The organism is Nocardia sp. NPDC004123 (assembly GCF_053603795.1).
In genome coordinates this window covers 250548-262464 of the sequence record NZ_JBSGGG010000015.1, presented here as the reverse complement: position 1 = coordinate 262464, position 11917 = coordinate 250548, and the positions used below count along the sequence as shown (strand labels likewise).

At 68.5% G+C, this 11917-nt stretch carries 14 protein-coding genes; 7 read left to right on the top strand and 7 right to left on the bottom strand.

The genetic code is table 11. From position 1 onward, the window contains the following. Nucleotides 1-41: 41 nt before the first annotated feature. Nucleotides 42-314 carry a hypothetical protein gene (locus ACWEQQ_RS23455; protein ID WP_354833438.1) on the bottom strand — a complete coding sequence of 91 codons (273 nt, stop codon included), beginning with the start codon at nt 312-314 and terminating at the stop codon, nt 42-44. A 22-nt stretch (nt 315-336) separates the two neighbouring features. Between ACWEQQ_RS23455 and ACWEQQ_RS23450 the strand changes: the two genes are divergently transcribed. From ACWEQQ_RS23450 to ACWEQQ_RS23435, 4 genes are all read left to right on the top strand, one after another. Then, nucleotides 337-723: a DUF488 domain-containing protein gene (locus tag ACWEQQ_RS23450; RefSeq protein WP_452342421.1), complete on the top strand. Its 387-nt coding sequence runs from the start codon at nt 337-339 to the stop codon at nt 721-723. 288 nt (nt 724-1011) lie between these two features. After that, complete coding sequence (locus ACWEQQ_RS23445) at nt 1012-2355, top strand: PhoH family protein (protein ID WP_452349689.1); 1344 nt, start codon at nt 1012-1014, stop codon at nt 2353-2355. Between the two features lie 193 nt (nt 2356-2548). Further along, entirely contained in the window at nt 2549-3070 is a 522-nt protein-coding gene (locus ACWEQQ_RS23440) for an LGFP repeat-containing protein (RefSeq protein WP_452349674.1), read from the top strand. A gap of 114 nt (nt 3071-3184) precedes the next feature. Further along, the gene (locus tag ACWEQQ_RS23435) at nt 3185-4042 is read left to right on the top strand and encodes an acyl-ACP desaturase (protein ID WP_452349673.1); all 858 of its coding nucleotides are present in this window, start codon (nt 3185-3187) and stop codon (nt 4040-4042) included. Between the two features lie 108 nt (nt 4043-4150). Here the strand turns inward: ACWEQQ_RS23435 and ACWEQQ_RS23430 are convergent, their stop codons facing one another. Continuing rightward, nucleotides 4151-4573 carry a limonene-1,2-epoxide hydrolase family protein gene (locus tag ACWEQQ_RS23430; RefSeq protein WP_354833445.1) on the bottom strand — a complete coding sequence of 141 codons (423 nt, stop codon included), beginning with the start codon at nt 4571-4573 and terminating at the stop codon, nt 4151-4153. A 49-nt stretch (nt 4574-4622) separates the two neighbouring features. Beyond that, a complete protein-coding gene (locus ACWEQQ_RS23425; protein ID WP_452349672.1) occupies nt 4623-5375 on the bottom strand; it encodes a TetR/AcrR family transcriptional regulator in 753 nt (250 codons plus the stop codon). Between the two features lie 105 nt (nt 5376-5480). Here ACWEQQ_RS23425 and ACWEQQ_RS23420 point away from each other — a divergent pair, with 105 nt between their 5' ends. Continuing rightward, the gene (locus ACWEQQ_RS23420; RefSeq protein ID WP_452342425.1) at nt 5481-6665 is read left to right on the top strand and encodes an FAD-dependent monooxygenase; all 1185 of its coding nucleotides are present in this window, start codon (nt 5481-5483) and stop codon (nt 6663-6665) included. 66 nt (nt 6666-6731) lie between these two features. Here ACWEQQ_RS23420 and ACWEQQ_RS23415 read toward each other — a convergent pair whose 3' ends face one another. Together ACWEQQ_RS23415 and glpX are read right to left on the bottom strand one after the other, a co-directional pair. Beyond that, nucleotides 6732-8138: a class II fumarate hydratase gene (locus tag ACWEQQ_RS23415; protein ID WP_452349671.1), complete on the bottom strand. Its 1407-nt coding sequence runs from the start codon at nt 8136-8138 to the stop codon at nt 6732-6734. Nucleotides 8139-8288: 150 nt separating this feature from the next. Beyond that, nucleotides 8289-9320 carry a class II fructose-bisphosphatase gene (glpX, locus tag ACWEQQ_RS23410; RefSeq protein WP_354833453.1) on the bottom strand — a complete coding sequence of 344 codons (1032 nt, stop codon included), beginning with the start codon at nt 9318-9320 and terminating at the stop codon, nt 8289-8291. A gap of 128 nt (nt 9321-9448) precedes the next feature. Here glpX and ACWEQQ_RS23405 point away from each other — a divergent pair, with 128 nt between their 5' ends. Beyond that, nucleotides 9449-10030 (top strand): DUF4245 domain-containing protein, encoded by a 582-nt coding sequence (locus tag ACWEQQ_RS23405; protein WP_452342427.1) that lies wholly within the window; start codon nt 9449-9451, stop codon nt 10028-10030. 49 nt (nt 10031-10079) lie between these two features. Then, the gene (locus ACWEQQ_RS23400) at nt 10080-10424 is read left to right on the top strand and encodes a nuclear transport factor 2 family protein (protein WP_452342428.1); all 345 of its coding nucleotides are present in this window, start codon (nt 10080-10082) and stop codon (nt 10422-10424) included. A 3-nt stretch (nt 10425-10427) separates the two neighbouring features. Here ACWEQQ_RS23400 and ACWEQQ_RS23395 read toward each other — a convergent pair whose 3' ends face one another. Both ACWEQQ_RS23395 and xseA read right to left on the bottom strand, forming a co-directional pair. After that, nucleotides 10428-10652: an exodeoxyribonuclease VII small subunit gene (locus ACWEQQ_RS23395; RefSeq protein WP_452349670.1), complete on the bottom strand. Its 225-nt coding sequence runs from the start codon at nt 10650-10652 to the stop codon at nt 10428-10430. Next, the gene (xseA, locus tag ACWEQQ_RS23390) at nt 10652-11878 is read right to left on the bottom strand and encodes an exodeoxyribonuclease VII large subunit (RefSeq protein ID WP_452349688.1); all 1227 of its coding nucleotides are present in this window, start codon (nt 11876-11878) and stop codon (nt 10652-10654) included. The genes ACWEQQ_RS23395 and xseA overlap by 1 nt, the downstream gene beginning before the upstream one ends. Nucleotides 11879-11917: the final 39 nt, after the last annotated feature.

Here is an 11917-nt window from a genome sequence, read left to right as displayed (position 1 = left end):
CGTGTCGACGGGATGACACGGCACGCACGACGGCTCCTGATTCAGGCGTGCTTGCTCAGGTAGTCCAGGTACATCGGGCGCAGCGCCTCGCCGACCCTGCCCTCGCCGGCGTGGAAGTAGTCGTCGAGCAGGGCGACGGTGTTCCAGATGTCGACCTCGCCCTCGCCCTGATTGCCGGCCGCGACCTCGGCGCCGGGAATCGCCTTGAGCAGTTGCCACAGGAACTTGATGTCGCCGCGCCGGGCTGCCAGCTTCACAGCACGGTCGTGCAATTCCTTGGTGGGCAGCGTTGCCAGATCCGCAGTTTCGGCCATGACCTCGACTGTAATGGAGGACATGACACAGCAACCCAGGTACCGGGTCAAGCGCGTGTACGACGATCCCGATGCGGCCGACGGCCGCCGGGTGCTGGTGGACCGGCTCTGGCCGCGCGGCATCAGCAAACAGCAAGCGGCCATAGACGAATGGGCCAAGGACGTGACGCCGTCGAACGAGCTGCGGAGGTGGTATCACGCCGCGCCGGAGACACGCCGTGCCGAGTTCGAGCGCCGGTATCGAATCGAGCTCGCCGCGGACGCGGCGCAGGAGGGGCTGGCGCGCCTGCGGTCGGAGGCCGCGACCGCCCCGTTGACGCTGGTCACGGCCACCAAAGAGCCGGAGCACAGCCATGTTCCCGTGCTGCTGGGTGAATTGGGCGAAACACACAGAGCGGACTCGCGTTAACGCGATCTTCACCAATGCGCCCTGCAGTCCGGAAGCCGGATCGCGATTTCGGCGGTAGCGTCGGGAGTGCGAGCCGCGTAGGTGTGGCTCGTACGGGAGGTCCTGATCGTGACTGAGCAACTCAGTGCGAGGGGGCCGGCACCCGGCCCTCGGGTCGTACGACCCCAAGGCTGACCGGCCCAGCGAGAACGCTCGCGCGGTGTCGCGCGAGTGGCAAAGGAGCCCACCGTGACTGATGCACGCTCCGTCAACGCTCCCAGCAGGGACGCCGGCTCTGACCAGAGCCCGCTGACCACGACACGGGGAGTTCGCGCCTCGCAGTCGGCCGATTCCGGGCCGGCGAAAACATTCGTAGTCGACACGTCGGTGTTGCTGTCCGACCCCTGGGCACTGACCCGCTTCGGCGAGCACCATGTGGTGCTGCCGCTGGTGGTGATCAGTGAACTCGAGGCCAAACGCCATCACCACGAACTCGGCTGGTTCGCTCGCGAGGCACTGCGCATGCTGGACGACATGCGTCTGGCACACGGTCGGCTCGATCAGCGGGTGTCGGTCGGCACCCAGGGCGGGACACTCCAGGTGGAGTTGAACCACACCGACCCAACCGTATTGCCCGTCGGATTCCGCACGGACACCAATGATTCCCGCATCCTGGCCTGCGCGCTCAACCTGGCCGCCGAGGGACAGCGGGTCGTGCTGGTGTCCAAGGACATTCCGCTGCGCGTCAAGGCCGGCGCGGTCGGCCTGCGGGCCGACGAGTACCACGCGCAGGATGTCGTCACCTCCGGCTGGACCGGCATGGTGGAACTGGAGGTCGCCACCGGCACCGTCGACAAGCTCTACTCCGACAGCGTCATCGACCTCGACGAGGCTCGGGACATGCCCTGCCACACCGGAATTCGGATGCTCGGCCCGCGCGGCAGCGCGCTGGCGCGGGTGACGCCGGACAAGCGGGTGCAACTGGTGCGGGGTGATCGCGAGGCCTTCGGGCTGCACGGGCGCTCGGCCGAACAGCGCATCGCGCTGGATCTGCTGCTCGACGAGAGCGTCGGCATCGTCTCCCTCGGCGGGCGGGCCGGCACCGGCAAATCCGCGCTGGCGCTGACCGCCGGGCTCGAAGCGGTGCTGGAGCGCCGCTCGCATCGGAAGGTGGTGGTGTTCCGGCCGCTCTACGCGGTGGGTGGACAGGAGCTCGGCTATCTGCCGGGCTCCGAGAGCGAGAAGATGGGACCGTGGGCGCAGGCCGTCTTCGACACCCTCGAGGGGCTGGCCAGCCCGGAGGTGATGGAGGAGGTGCAGGCGCGCGGCATGCTGGAGGTGCTGCCGCTCACCCACATTCGCGGGCGCTCGCTGCACGACTCCTTCGTGATCGTGGACGAGGCGCAGTCGCTGGAACGCAATGTGCTGCTCACGGTGCTGAGCCGGTTGGGCAGCGGGTCGCGGGTGGTGCTCACCCACGACGTCGCACAGCGTGACAACCTACGCGTGGGCCGGCACGACGGCGTGGCCGCCGTGATCGAAAAGCTCAAGGGGCACCCGTTGTTCGCGCACGTCACCCTGACCCGTAGTGAGCGGTCGCCGATCGCGGCGCTGGTCACCGAGATGCTGGAGGAGTTCGGGCCCAATTCCTGATGCCCGGTAGTTAGGACCTGCCCGGTCGGAGCGCGACGCGCCCCGGCCGGGCAATTCTTTGGCAAGTGGTTGAACTCACATGTGGTGGGGTACCTTTCGCTGTAATTCCAGCTCGGATACCCCTTCGGTGAGCGCTGTCCGATTCGCCGGATCGTAACCGAGTTGTCGGCCAGGATTCGCGGGAGGATGGAAAATGCACCACTTCGCACGACGTACGGCTGGCGCCATCGCGGTGCTCGCGGTCGTCACCGCGCTCGGCGCGGGCTGCGGCAAGGACGACAACAAGAACTCCGCGTCGTCCACGACCTCGACCACCGCCGCCGCGCCGGCCGGCGACGACACCCACGCCGCCGAAACCAAGATGGCCACCCGCGACGGCGCCGAGATCGCCGTCGCCGGCGGCATTCTCGAGAAGTACAACCAGATGGGCGGCGCCATCGGCACTCTCGGTATGCCCACCGGCCCCGCCATGGACGCGCCCGACGGCGGCATGATGCAGGAATTCTCTGGCGGTGCGATCTATTCCAGCCCGACCCACGGCACCCACGTGGTGTGGGGCGAGATTCGCAAGGCCTGGGACGACCAGGGCGGTGCCGACGGCACCCTCGGCTACCCGACCAGCGACGAATACGACATCACCGGTGGCAAGCAGAGCGATTTCAGCGGCGGCTCCATCACCTGGGTGGACAACGAGACCACGGTCACCGAGAAGTAGCCCGGCCGGTCCGGGCCGCCCGGTGACGGCATCCCGGACCTGGCTGCGGCCATAGCCGATTCGAATACCGCGCGAAGGCCCACATGTTTGCCCCGATGCCGCTAGGTTGTTCGCGTGCAGAACGTTTTGTCCGATCGGGAACTGCTGGAATCACTCGCGGCCGAGGTGGAGACCAACCTCGCGCGGCACATCGCCGCCGCCCCCGAGTGGCAGCCCCACGACTACGTGCCGTGGGACGACGGCCGCAATTTCCAGTTCCTCGGCGGAACCGATTGGGATCCGGCGCAATCCGACCTCAGCGAGGTCTCCAAGACCGCGCTCACGGTGAGCGTGCTGATCGCCGACAACCTGCCCGCCTACCACCGCGAGGTCGGCAAGTACCTGCGCAGCGGACCGTGGTGGCGCTGGGTCGGCCGCTGGACCGCCGAGGAGAACCGGCACGAGATCCTCATCCGCAACTACCTGATGGTCACCCGCGCCGTCGACCCGGTCGCGCTGGAGCGGATGCGCATGGCGCACATGACCACCGGCTTCCGCCGCCCCGCCATGCACCTGCCCGACGTGCTCGCCGCCTGGGCACTGGAGGAGACCGCGGCCGCCGTCCGGCACCGCACCACCGCGCGCCTGGCCGACAATGTCATGGTCGCGACCATTGCCGACCGGCTGGCCGCCGACGACGAACTGCAGGCCGTCTTCTTCGCCAACCTGGTCGGCGCGGCCCTCGACCTGGCCCCCGATCAGACCGTGCGCGCCATCGCCGACCGCATCGCCGACTTCCACGCCCCCGTGGTGCAGCTCGCCGACGGCCGCACCAGCGACGAGGTCCTCGCCGAGGCCGGCATCTACGACCGTGCGAACGAAGCCGAACTGGTCTTCGCGCCCCTGCTCGAGCAGTGGAAGATCTTCACCCGCAACGACTTCGACGAGGAAGGCGAGAAGGCGCGCGCCGAACTGGCCCACCTGCGCCCCTGAGCATGCCCCTGCCCCGCAGAACCTGATCCCGTGCCCTGTGCGCGGTTCGATGCCGACGCCCGCCGCGAATACGTGGCGGGCGTCGTGCTTTCCGCCGAGGGAGCCGGCTCAGCGGGGAAGGAGTGCGCGCACGACGCCGGTGACCGTGCCGCGCAGGAAGTTCTCCCAGCTGAAGTGGTCGTGCCACAGCGTGATGCGGCCGTCACGGAACTCGAAGGTGCCGCAGACCCAGAACGAGATCTCGACCGGGCCCATGCGCAGATAGTCGGTGCGTTCGGTGAGCACCGTGCCGTCCTCGGTGGCGGCGATGTGATGCATATCGGCGCGGAAGCCGTAGCGGGGACTGTTGAGCAGATTCAGGACCCAGCGCACGCGGTCCACGCCGCGAATGTCGGGGAGCGAGGTGTTCTTCCAGACGATGCCGGGATCGACCAGCTCCAGGGCTTCGCCGACGATCTTCATTTCCATTGCCGCGAAGAACTCGCGCACCGTGGTGACCGGATCCTGCTTCAGCTCGGGTAGCTCTGACATGAGCCGAGCGTAGGCCGAAACCGGGCAGTGGCACAGATATCCGCGGCAACTACCGCTGTGTCCGTTCGTGGCGGTTACGCCGGGTCTCGATGAGCACGGCCAAACCGTCCAGGATGCGATCGATGCCGAAGGCGAGGGCATTGTCGCGGCCGGTCTCGGCGGCGGTTCCGGACATGGTCTCGGCGAAGGCGGCCGCGGCGTGCGGAAAGCGCTCTGCCTGCGCCGACAGCACCGCGCCGAGCTCTCGGGCCAGTTCGCCCTCCAGATCCTCACCCGCCGTCGCGGTCTGCTGGGCGATGCCGCGGGCGTGACCGAGCAGCAGCACGACGGTGTCGAAACACTCGGCCGCGGTCAGACCGGTGCCGTTCAGCGCGCCGACGGCCGAATCGAGCCAGGCCAGCTCATTGGGGCCCATCGGGCGGACGCCGGTGGACGCGTCGTTCCCCCAGGGGTGTGCGACGGCCCGGGTGAAGAAGGTCTCGGTCCACGGGCGTAGATAGGTGCGCCAGGGTTCCGGATCGGAATCCGAAGGGGCGGTGGTGTTTTCCGGCGGCACGCCGAGGGCGGTGTCCAGCATGAGCGCGATGAGCTCGGTCTTGCCGGGGAAGTAGCGGTACAGCGCCATCTTGGCGCAGCCGAGGCGTTCGGCCAGCCGCGCCATGGACAGGTTGGCCAGTCCTTCGGCGTCGGCGAGGTCGATGGCCTCGGCGACGATGCGCTCCAGTGTGAGGGACGGCTTGGGCCCGCGCCGAGGACGGTCGGGGGAGCCCCAGAGCAGTTCGAGGGTGGTCGGTGCCGACATGGTCGCCATCCTTCCGGATTCCGAGCTTGACGTGAAACTGCGTCCATCGTACGCTATCGCCATCAACAGCGTCCGATGGACGCAGTTATCGAAGGAGTCACCGCCATGCGCAACACCACCGTCCTCATCTCCGGAGCCAGCGTCGCCGGCCCTGCCCTCGCCTACTGGCTGCACCGCTACGGCTTCCAGGTGACCGTGGTCGAGAAGGCGCCCGCGCTGCGCGCCGGCGGCCAGGCCGTCGATTTCACCGGCGAGACCCACATGACCGTGCTCGAGCGCATGGGCGTGCTCGACGACATCGAGCGGCGGCAGACCGGTAAGACCGACTGGGTGCTGATCGACGAGAGCGGCGTCGAGCAGGCCGTGATGGCCGGGGAGTTCCTCGGCGGCGATATCGAGATCCTGCGCGGCGACCTCGCCCGGATCCTCTACAGCCGGACCGCGGGAGAGTGCGAATACCTCTTCGGCGACACCGTCACCGCGCTGCGGGAGACCGGCGACGGCGTATACGTCGAATTCGAGAACGCGCCCGCGCGGGTCTTCGATCTGGTCTTCGGATGCGACGGCATCCATTCACGGGTGCGGAAGCTGGCCTTCGGCCCGGAGGCGGACTTCGTCACGCACGACGGCTACTACTACGCCATCGCGGGAGCCTCGGTCTGGGAGGACATGCCGGAAGGGAATCGGCCCCGCGCCAGGTCTCTCGGCTGCAATACCCCCGGTCGGCTCGCCATGACGGGCGGTAACAAGGCCGCGCAGATGTACCTGTTCGCCTCGCCCGAAATCGATTACTCGCGTGACGATTTCGATCAGCAGCGCGGTATCGTCGCCGAGCGTTTCGCCGGAATGGGCTGGGAGGTGCCGCGCATGCTGGCCGAACTCCCGCGCCTGGACGGCTTCTACCTGGACGCCATCGCCAAGGTGTCGATGAAGCACTTCACGTCGGGGCGGGTGGCGCTGGTCGGCGATTCCGCGCACGGCCACACGCTGAACGGATTCGGCACCGGTTCGGCGATTGTCGGGGCCTATGTGCTGGCCGGTGAATTGGCCGCGGCCGACGGCGATCACACCGTGGCATTCGCTCGCTACGAAGAAATCATGAAGCGCCTGCTGCGCAAGACCGACGATGCCAGCCCCGGCCGATTCCTGGCGCCTCGGACCGCACGCGGTCTGCGCCTTCGTAATTGGTTCGTGCGTTCGCGCGGCTTCAAGATGATGGCGAAGTACGCCGAGAACGCCAAGAACGACATCGATCTGAAGAACTACCCGGACATGGTCGGGGCCGCGTGAACCCCTGGCGCGGGTGTGGCAGCCACCGCCGCCACACCCGCCGAGCCGGATGCCGAATGTGGCGCCCTATTCGTTCTTTCCATCCACCTGCGCCATGGAGAGCACATCCAGCCGGCGATCCAGCTCCTCGATCGAGAGCTTGTCGCCGATCAGACCGCGGTCGATGACCGTCTGCCGGATCGTCTTGTGCTCCTTCAACGCCTGCTTGGCGACGGCCGCCGCCTCCTCGTAACCGATGGCCGAATTCAACGGGGTCACGATCGACGGCGAGGATTCCGCCAGCCGCCGCAGCCGGTCCACATCGGCGACCAGGCCACGGACGCACTTGTCGGCGAACAGGCGGGAGACATTGGCCAGCAGGCGAATCGACTCCAGCACATTGCGGGCCATCATCGGAATGTAGACGTTCAATTCGAAGGCGCCGCTGCCGCCGCCCCAGGCGATCGCGGCATCATTGCCGATGACCTGCGCGGCCACCTGCGTAACCGCCTCCGGCAGTACCGGATTCACCTTGCCCGGCATGATCGAGGAACCCGGCTGCAGGTCCGGCAGCTGTAGCTCGGCCAGACCGGTGAGTGGGCCCGAACCCATCCAGCGAATATCGTTGGCGATCTTGGTCAGACTGATCGCGACCGTGCGCAGCGCACCGGACAACTCCACCAGGCCGTCGCGGGCCGCCTGCGCCTCGAAGTGGTCGCGGGCCTCCGACAGGTGATCCAGATCGGTCACCCGGGCCAGCTCCGCAACGACTTTCGCGCCGAAACCGGCCGGCGCGTTCAATCCGGTGCCGACCGCGGTGCCGCCGATGGCCAACTCGCCCACCCGGGGCAGGGTGGCCAGCAGGCGCTCGATGCCCGCACTCACCTGCCGGGTGTAGCCGCCGAACTCCTGGCCCAGGGTGACCGGAACCGCGTCCATCAGATGGGTACGGCCGGACTTGACCACGTACTTCCACTCCTGGGACTTGTCCAGCAGCGCCAGCCGCAGATGATCCAGGGCCGGGACCAGATCCTTGACCACCGCCTCGGTGGCCGCGAGATGCGTTGCGGTGGGGAAGGTGTCATTGGACGACTGCGACATGTTGACGTCGTCGTTGGGGTGCACGGTGACGCCGTCACGGGCGGCGATGCTCGCGATCACCTCGTTGGCGTTCATGTTCGAGCTGGTGCCCGATCCGGTCTGGAAGACATCGATCGGGAACTGGTCGTCGTGGCGGCCGTCGGCGACCTCCTCCGCCGCCGCGATGATGGCGTCGGCCTTGGCCTTGTCCAGTAGACCCAGATCGCGATTCACGGCCGCGCAGGCCGCCTTCAGCAGGCCGAGTGCGCGAATCTGCGCGCGCTCCAGGCCGCGTCCGCTGATCGGGAAGTTCTCCACCGCCCGCTGGGTTTGCGCCCGCCACAGCGCGTCGACGGGAACGCGGACCTCGCCCATGGTGTCGTGTTCGATGCGGTACTGCGTCTCCTCGCTCATGAACCGACCCTATGCCCGCCGCGCACCCCGTGGGAGTGCCACGCCTGAGGGAATCCGCACAGCGCCTGTGGGAATAGGACATCGCCGGTCCCGGAGACAGCGCCGCCCCGATGGACGGATCCACCGGGGCGGCAAGCTGTTTCGCTCGGATCAGGGGAGCGGCGGGGTGGCGTGCTCGTCGCCGACGAAGTCCACCGACGCGTACTCGCGCAGCTTGGTCAGCCGGTGGTAGGCGTCGACCATGCGGATGGTGCCGGACTTGGCGCGCATGACGATGGACTGGGTGTACGCGCCGCCGCCGTAGTAGCGGACGCCCTTGAGCAGATCGCCGTCGGTGACTCCGGTGGCGCTGAAGAAGACGTCCTCACCGGAGACCAGATCCGTGGTGTTCAGGATGCGGTCCAGGTCGTGACCGGCGTCGATGGCCTTCTGCCGCTCGGCGTCGTCCTTGGGGGCCAGCTTGGCCTGCAGCGCGCCGCCCAGGCAGCGCATGGCGGCCGCGGCGATGATGCCCTCGGGGGTGCCGCCGATGCCGATCAGCATGTCGACGCCGGACTCCGGACGGGCACACGCGATGGCGCCGGCCACGTCACCGTCGGAGATGAGGCGGATGCGGGCGCCCGCGTCGCGCACGGCCTTCATGTGCTCGGCGTGGCGGGGGCGGTCCAGGATGCACACGGTCAGGTCGGAGACCGAGGAGTTCTTGGCCTTGGCGACCCGGCGTAGGTTCTCCGCGATCGGGGCCGACAGGTCGATCACGTCGGCGGCGTCGGGGCCGACGGCGATCTTCTCCATGTAGAACACGGCCGAGGGGTCGAACATGGCGCCGCGCTCGGCGACCGCCAGCACGGAGATCGCGCCCGGGGAACCCTTCGACATCAGGGTGGTGCCGTCGATCGGGTCGACCGCGAAATCCAGTTCCGCGCCGGTGCCGTCGCCGACCAGCTCGCCGTTGTACAGCATGGGCGCTTCGTCCTTCTCGCCCTCACCGATCACGACGATGCCGCGCATGGAGACCGTCGCCACCAGCTGCCGCATGGCGTCCACGGCCGCGCCGTCGCCGCCCTCCTTGTCACCACGGCCGACCCAGCGGCCCGCGGCCATGGCGCCGGCCTCGGTGACCCGGACCAACTCGAGCGCTAGGTTGCGGTCCGGTGCCTCGCGGCGGCTGGATGCGGTCATGACGAGAGCCTCCTTGGTTGTCTAAAGCTGCGTAAATTGTCGCATTGCGGTTTACGGCCCTCGGCACGTACTTACGTTTCCCGAGACCGTGAGCTCGGTCGCACCCGGGCCCCGTGGATACTGAGTGCGTGTCGTACCAAAAGCCGCGCAGTCAGAACGACTACAAGGACCTGATCTGGTCGCTCGCTCCGCTGGTGCTCATCTGCCTGGTCATCGCCGGGATCGCGAGCCAGTGCTCGTTCTCCACCGGCGGTCCGACCCAGGGCCGGATCCCGGCCTTCGATGCGAAGGCAGCGCTCACCGACGACGCGCGCCACCTGTCCTTCCCGATCCGCCTGCCGGCCCTGCCGGATACGGATCCGGACAAATGGACTCCGAACTCGGGCAGCCACGACACCATCGCCGGGACGGGTGGCGGTGACACCAGCACAGTCGGATTCATCACCCCCCAGGGCACCTACATGCAGTTGACGCAGTCGAACGCGACCGTCGACGCCATCGCCAAGAAGTACGCGCCCGCCAAGACCGCCACCGGCACCCAGCGGTACGGCGACCATATGTGGAATGTCTACGCCGAGGCCGGCTCCGAGCCCGCGTGGATCAGCGACTTCGGCGATGTCCGCGTCCTCATCAAGGGCGCCGGCAATCCCACCGCCTTCGATACCCTCGCCACCGCCATGGGCCAGGCGCAGCCGCTGCCGCGCAGCTGATCGGATAAATCGCTCGACCCCACCGCGGTCTTCGGCTGCGATGAGCGGCATGAGCGTCCTCGACGAACTGCGCGCCCGCGAACCGATCTTCCATCGGCCCGAACTGGGCACCGATTTCGCGCCGATGGTGGCCGCCGACTTCTGGGAGATCGGCGCGTCCGGGCGGTGCTTCGACCGCGACTACGTGCTCGAGGTACTGGCCGAGCGGCAGCGGACGCCGGCCGAGGAGATCTGGGAGACCAGCGAGTTCCGATGCCAGGAGCTGGCTCCCGACCTGTACCTGCTGACCTATCTATTGCGGCAGCCGGAGCGGGTCAGCCGGCGGGCCACTATCTGGCGGCGGGCCGGGGCGGACTGGCAGATCGTTTTTCACCAGGGGACGGTCGTTGCCTAGCGGTCACTCCTGGGCGGTGCGGTGGGCGAGGGCATCCTCGACGCGCTTGCGGGCGCCGGCGAGGTGCTGTTCGCAGCGGGTGGCGAGGGCTTCGCCGCGTTCCCACAGGGCCAGCGAGTCGTCGAGATCCATGCCGCCCTGCTCGAGCATCTTGACGACATTGACCAGCTCGTCGCGGGCGCGCTCGTAGCCGAAGGTGGCGATTTCGGAGCGTTCGTCGTCGGTCATCAGGAGTCCTTCCGGGTCGGGCGGGGAGCCAGGGATTGGGCGCCGAGGGCGGCGGCGGAGATCGCGCCGTCGGCCACCCGGATACGGAGCTGCGTGCCGGGCGGGGAGTCCTCGATGGCGCGGACCACCGCGCGGTCCTTGCCGTTCACCCGCTGCACCACGGCGTAACCGCGGGCCAGGGTGGCGGCCGGGCCCACCGCGGAGAGCTTTTCGCGCAGGTGCCGGGTGGTGGTGGACTCTCCGTTCAGCAGATGGTCCACGGCCCGCTGGGCGCCGGCGCGCAGCCGCTCCACCTCGTCGTGGCGCTGATCGAGCAGCCGCAGCGGGTCGGCCAGCACCGGGCGGGAACGCAATTGGGCCAGGGCGCGGGCCTCGCGGTCCACCCAGCCGCGCAGGGCCGCGTTCGCGCGGGACCGAAGTTCCTGCAGCAGCGCGGTTTCGGCGGCGGCGTCGGGAACGATGCGCTTGGCGGCGTCGGTCGGGGTGGCGGCCCGCAGGTCGGCGACATAGTCCGAGATCGGATTGTCCGGCTCGTGGCCGATGGCGCTCACGATCGGAGTGGTGGCGGAAACGATGGCGCGGCACAGGGTTTCATCGGAGAACGGCAGCAGGTCCTCGACGCTGCCGCCGCCGCGCGCCAGCACGATCACATCCACCTCGGGATTCGCGTCGAGCGCGGCGATGGCCTCCAGGATCTGCGGCACCGCGGTCGGGCCCTGCACGGCGGTATTGCGAATCTCGAAACGCACCGCGGGCCACCGCTGCGTGGCCACCGTCACCACATCGTGCTCGGCGGCGCTGGCGCGGCCGGTGATCAGGCCGATCCGATTGGGCAGGAACGGGATCGGGCGCTTGAGCCGCGGATCGAACAGGCCCTCCGCCGACAGCAGCGCCTTCAAGCGTTCGATGCGGGCCAGCAGCTCGCCGATGCCCACCGGCCGAATCTCGGTCACCCGCAACGACACCGTGCCCCGCCCGGTGAAGAACGACAGCTTGCCGTACACGACGACCCGGCTGCCCTCCTGCAGCGGCACCGCCGAATTACGCAGCAGCTCCGGATCACAGGTCACCGACAGCGACATGTCCGCCGCCGTATCTCGCAGCACCAGAAAGGCCGTCCGCGTCCCCGGCCGCACATTCATCTGGGTGATCTGCCCCTCCACCCAGACCGCCCCCAGCCGGTCGATCCACTGCGCCACCTTCACCGCGACGGTCCGCACCGGCATCGGGTTCTCGGCGGACGAGCTCGGCGGCCGCGGCGTCGT

Bases quoted from the DNA above. Each gene is read 5' to 3' on its own strand.
- ACWEQQ_RS23425 (WP_452349672.1), bottom strand. From the start codon at position 5,375: ATGTCGGCACCGACCACCCTCGAACTGCTCTGGGGCTCCCCCGACCGT.
- ACWEQQ_RS23440 (WP_452349674.1), top strand. From the start codon at position 2,549: ATGCACCACTTCGCACGACGTACGGCTGGCGCCATCGCGGTGCTCGCG.
- ACWEQQ_RS23430 (WP_354833445.1), bottom strand. From the start codon at position 4,573: ATGTCAGAGCTACCCGAGCTGAAGCAGGATCCGGTCACCACGGTGCGC.
- ACWEQQ_RS23415 (WP_452349671.1), bottom strand. From the start codon at position 8,138: ATGAGCGAGGAGACGCAGTACCGCATCGAACACGACACCATGGGCGAG.
- xseA (WP_452349688.1), bottom strand. From the start codon at position 11,878: ATGCCGGTGCGGACCGTCGCGGTGAAGGTGGCGCAGTGGATCGACCGG.
- ACWEQQ_RS23400 (WP_452342428.1), top strand. From the start codon at position 10,080: ATGAGCGTCCTCGACGAACTGCGCGCCCGCGAACCGATCTTCCATCGG.
- glpX (WP_354833453.1), bottom strand. From the start codon at position 9,320: ATGACCGCATCCAGCCGCCGCGAGGCACCGGACCGCAACCTAGCGCTC.
- ACWEQQ_RS23420 (WP_452342425.1), top strand. From the start codon at position 5,481: ATGCGCAACACCACCGTCCTCATCTCCGGAGCCAGCGTCGCCGGCCCT.
- ACWEQQ_RS23450 (WP_452342421.1), top strand. From the start codon at position 337: ATGACACAGCAACCCAGGTACCGGGTCAAGCGCGTGTACGACGATCCC.
- ACWEQQ_RS23455 (WP_354833438.1), bottom strand. From the start codon at position 314: ATGGCCGAAACTGCGGATCTGGCAACGCTGCCCACCAAGGAATTGCAC.
- ACWEQQ_RS23395 (WP_452349670.1), bottom strand. From the start codon at position 10,652: ATGACCGACGACGAACGCTCCGAAATCGCCACCTTCGGCTACGAGCGC.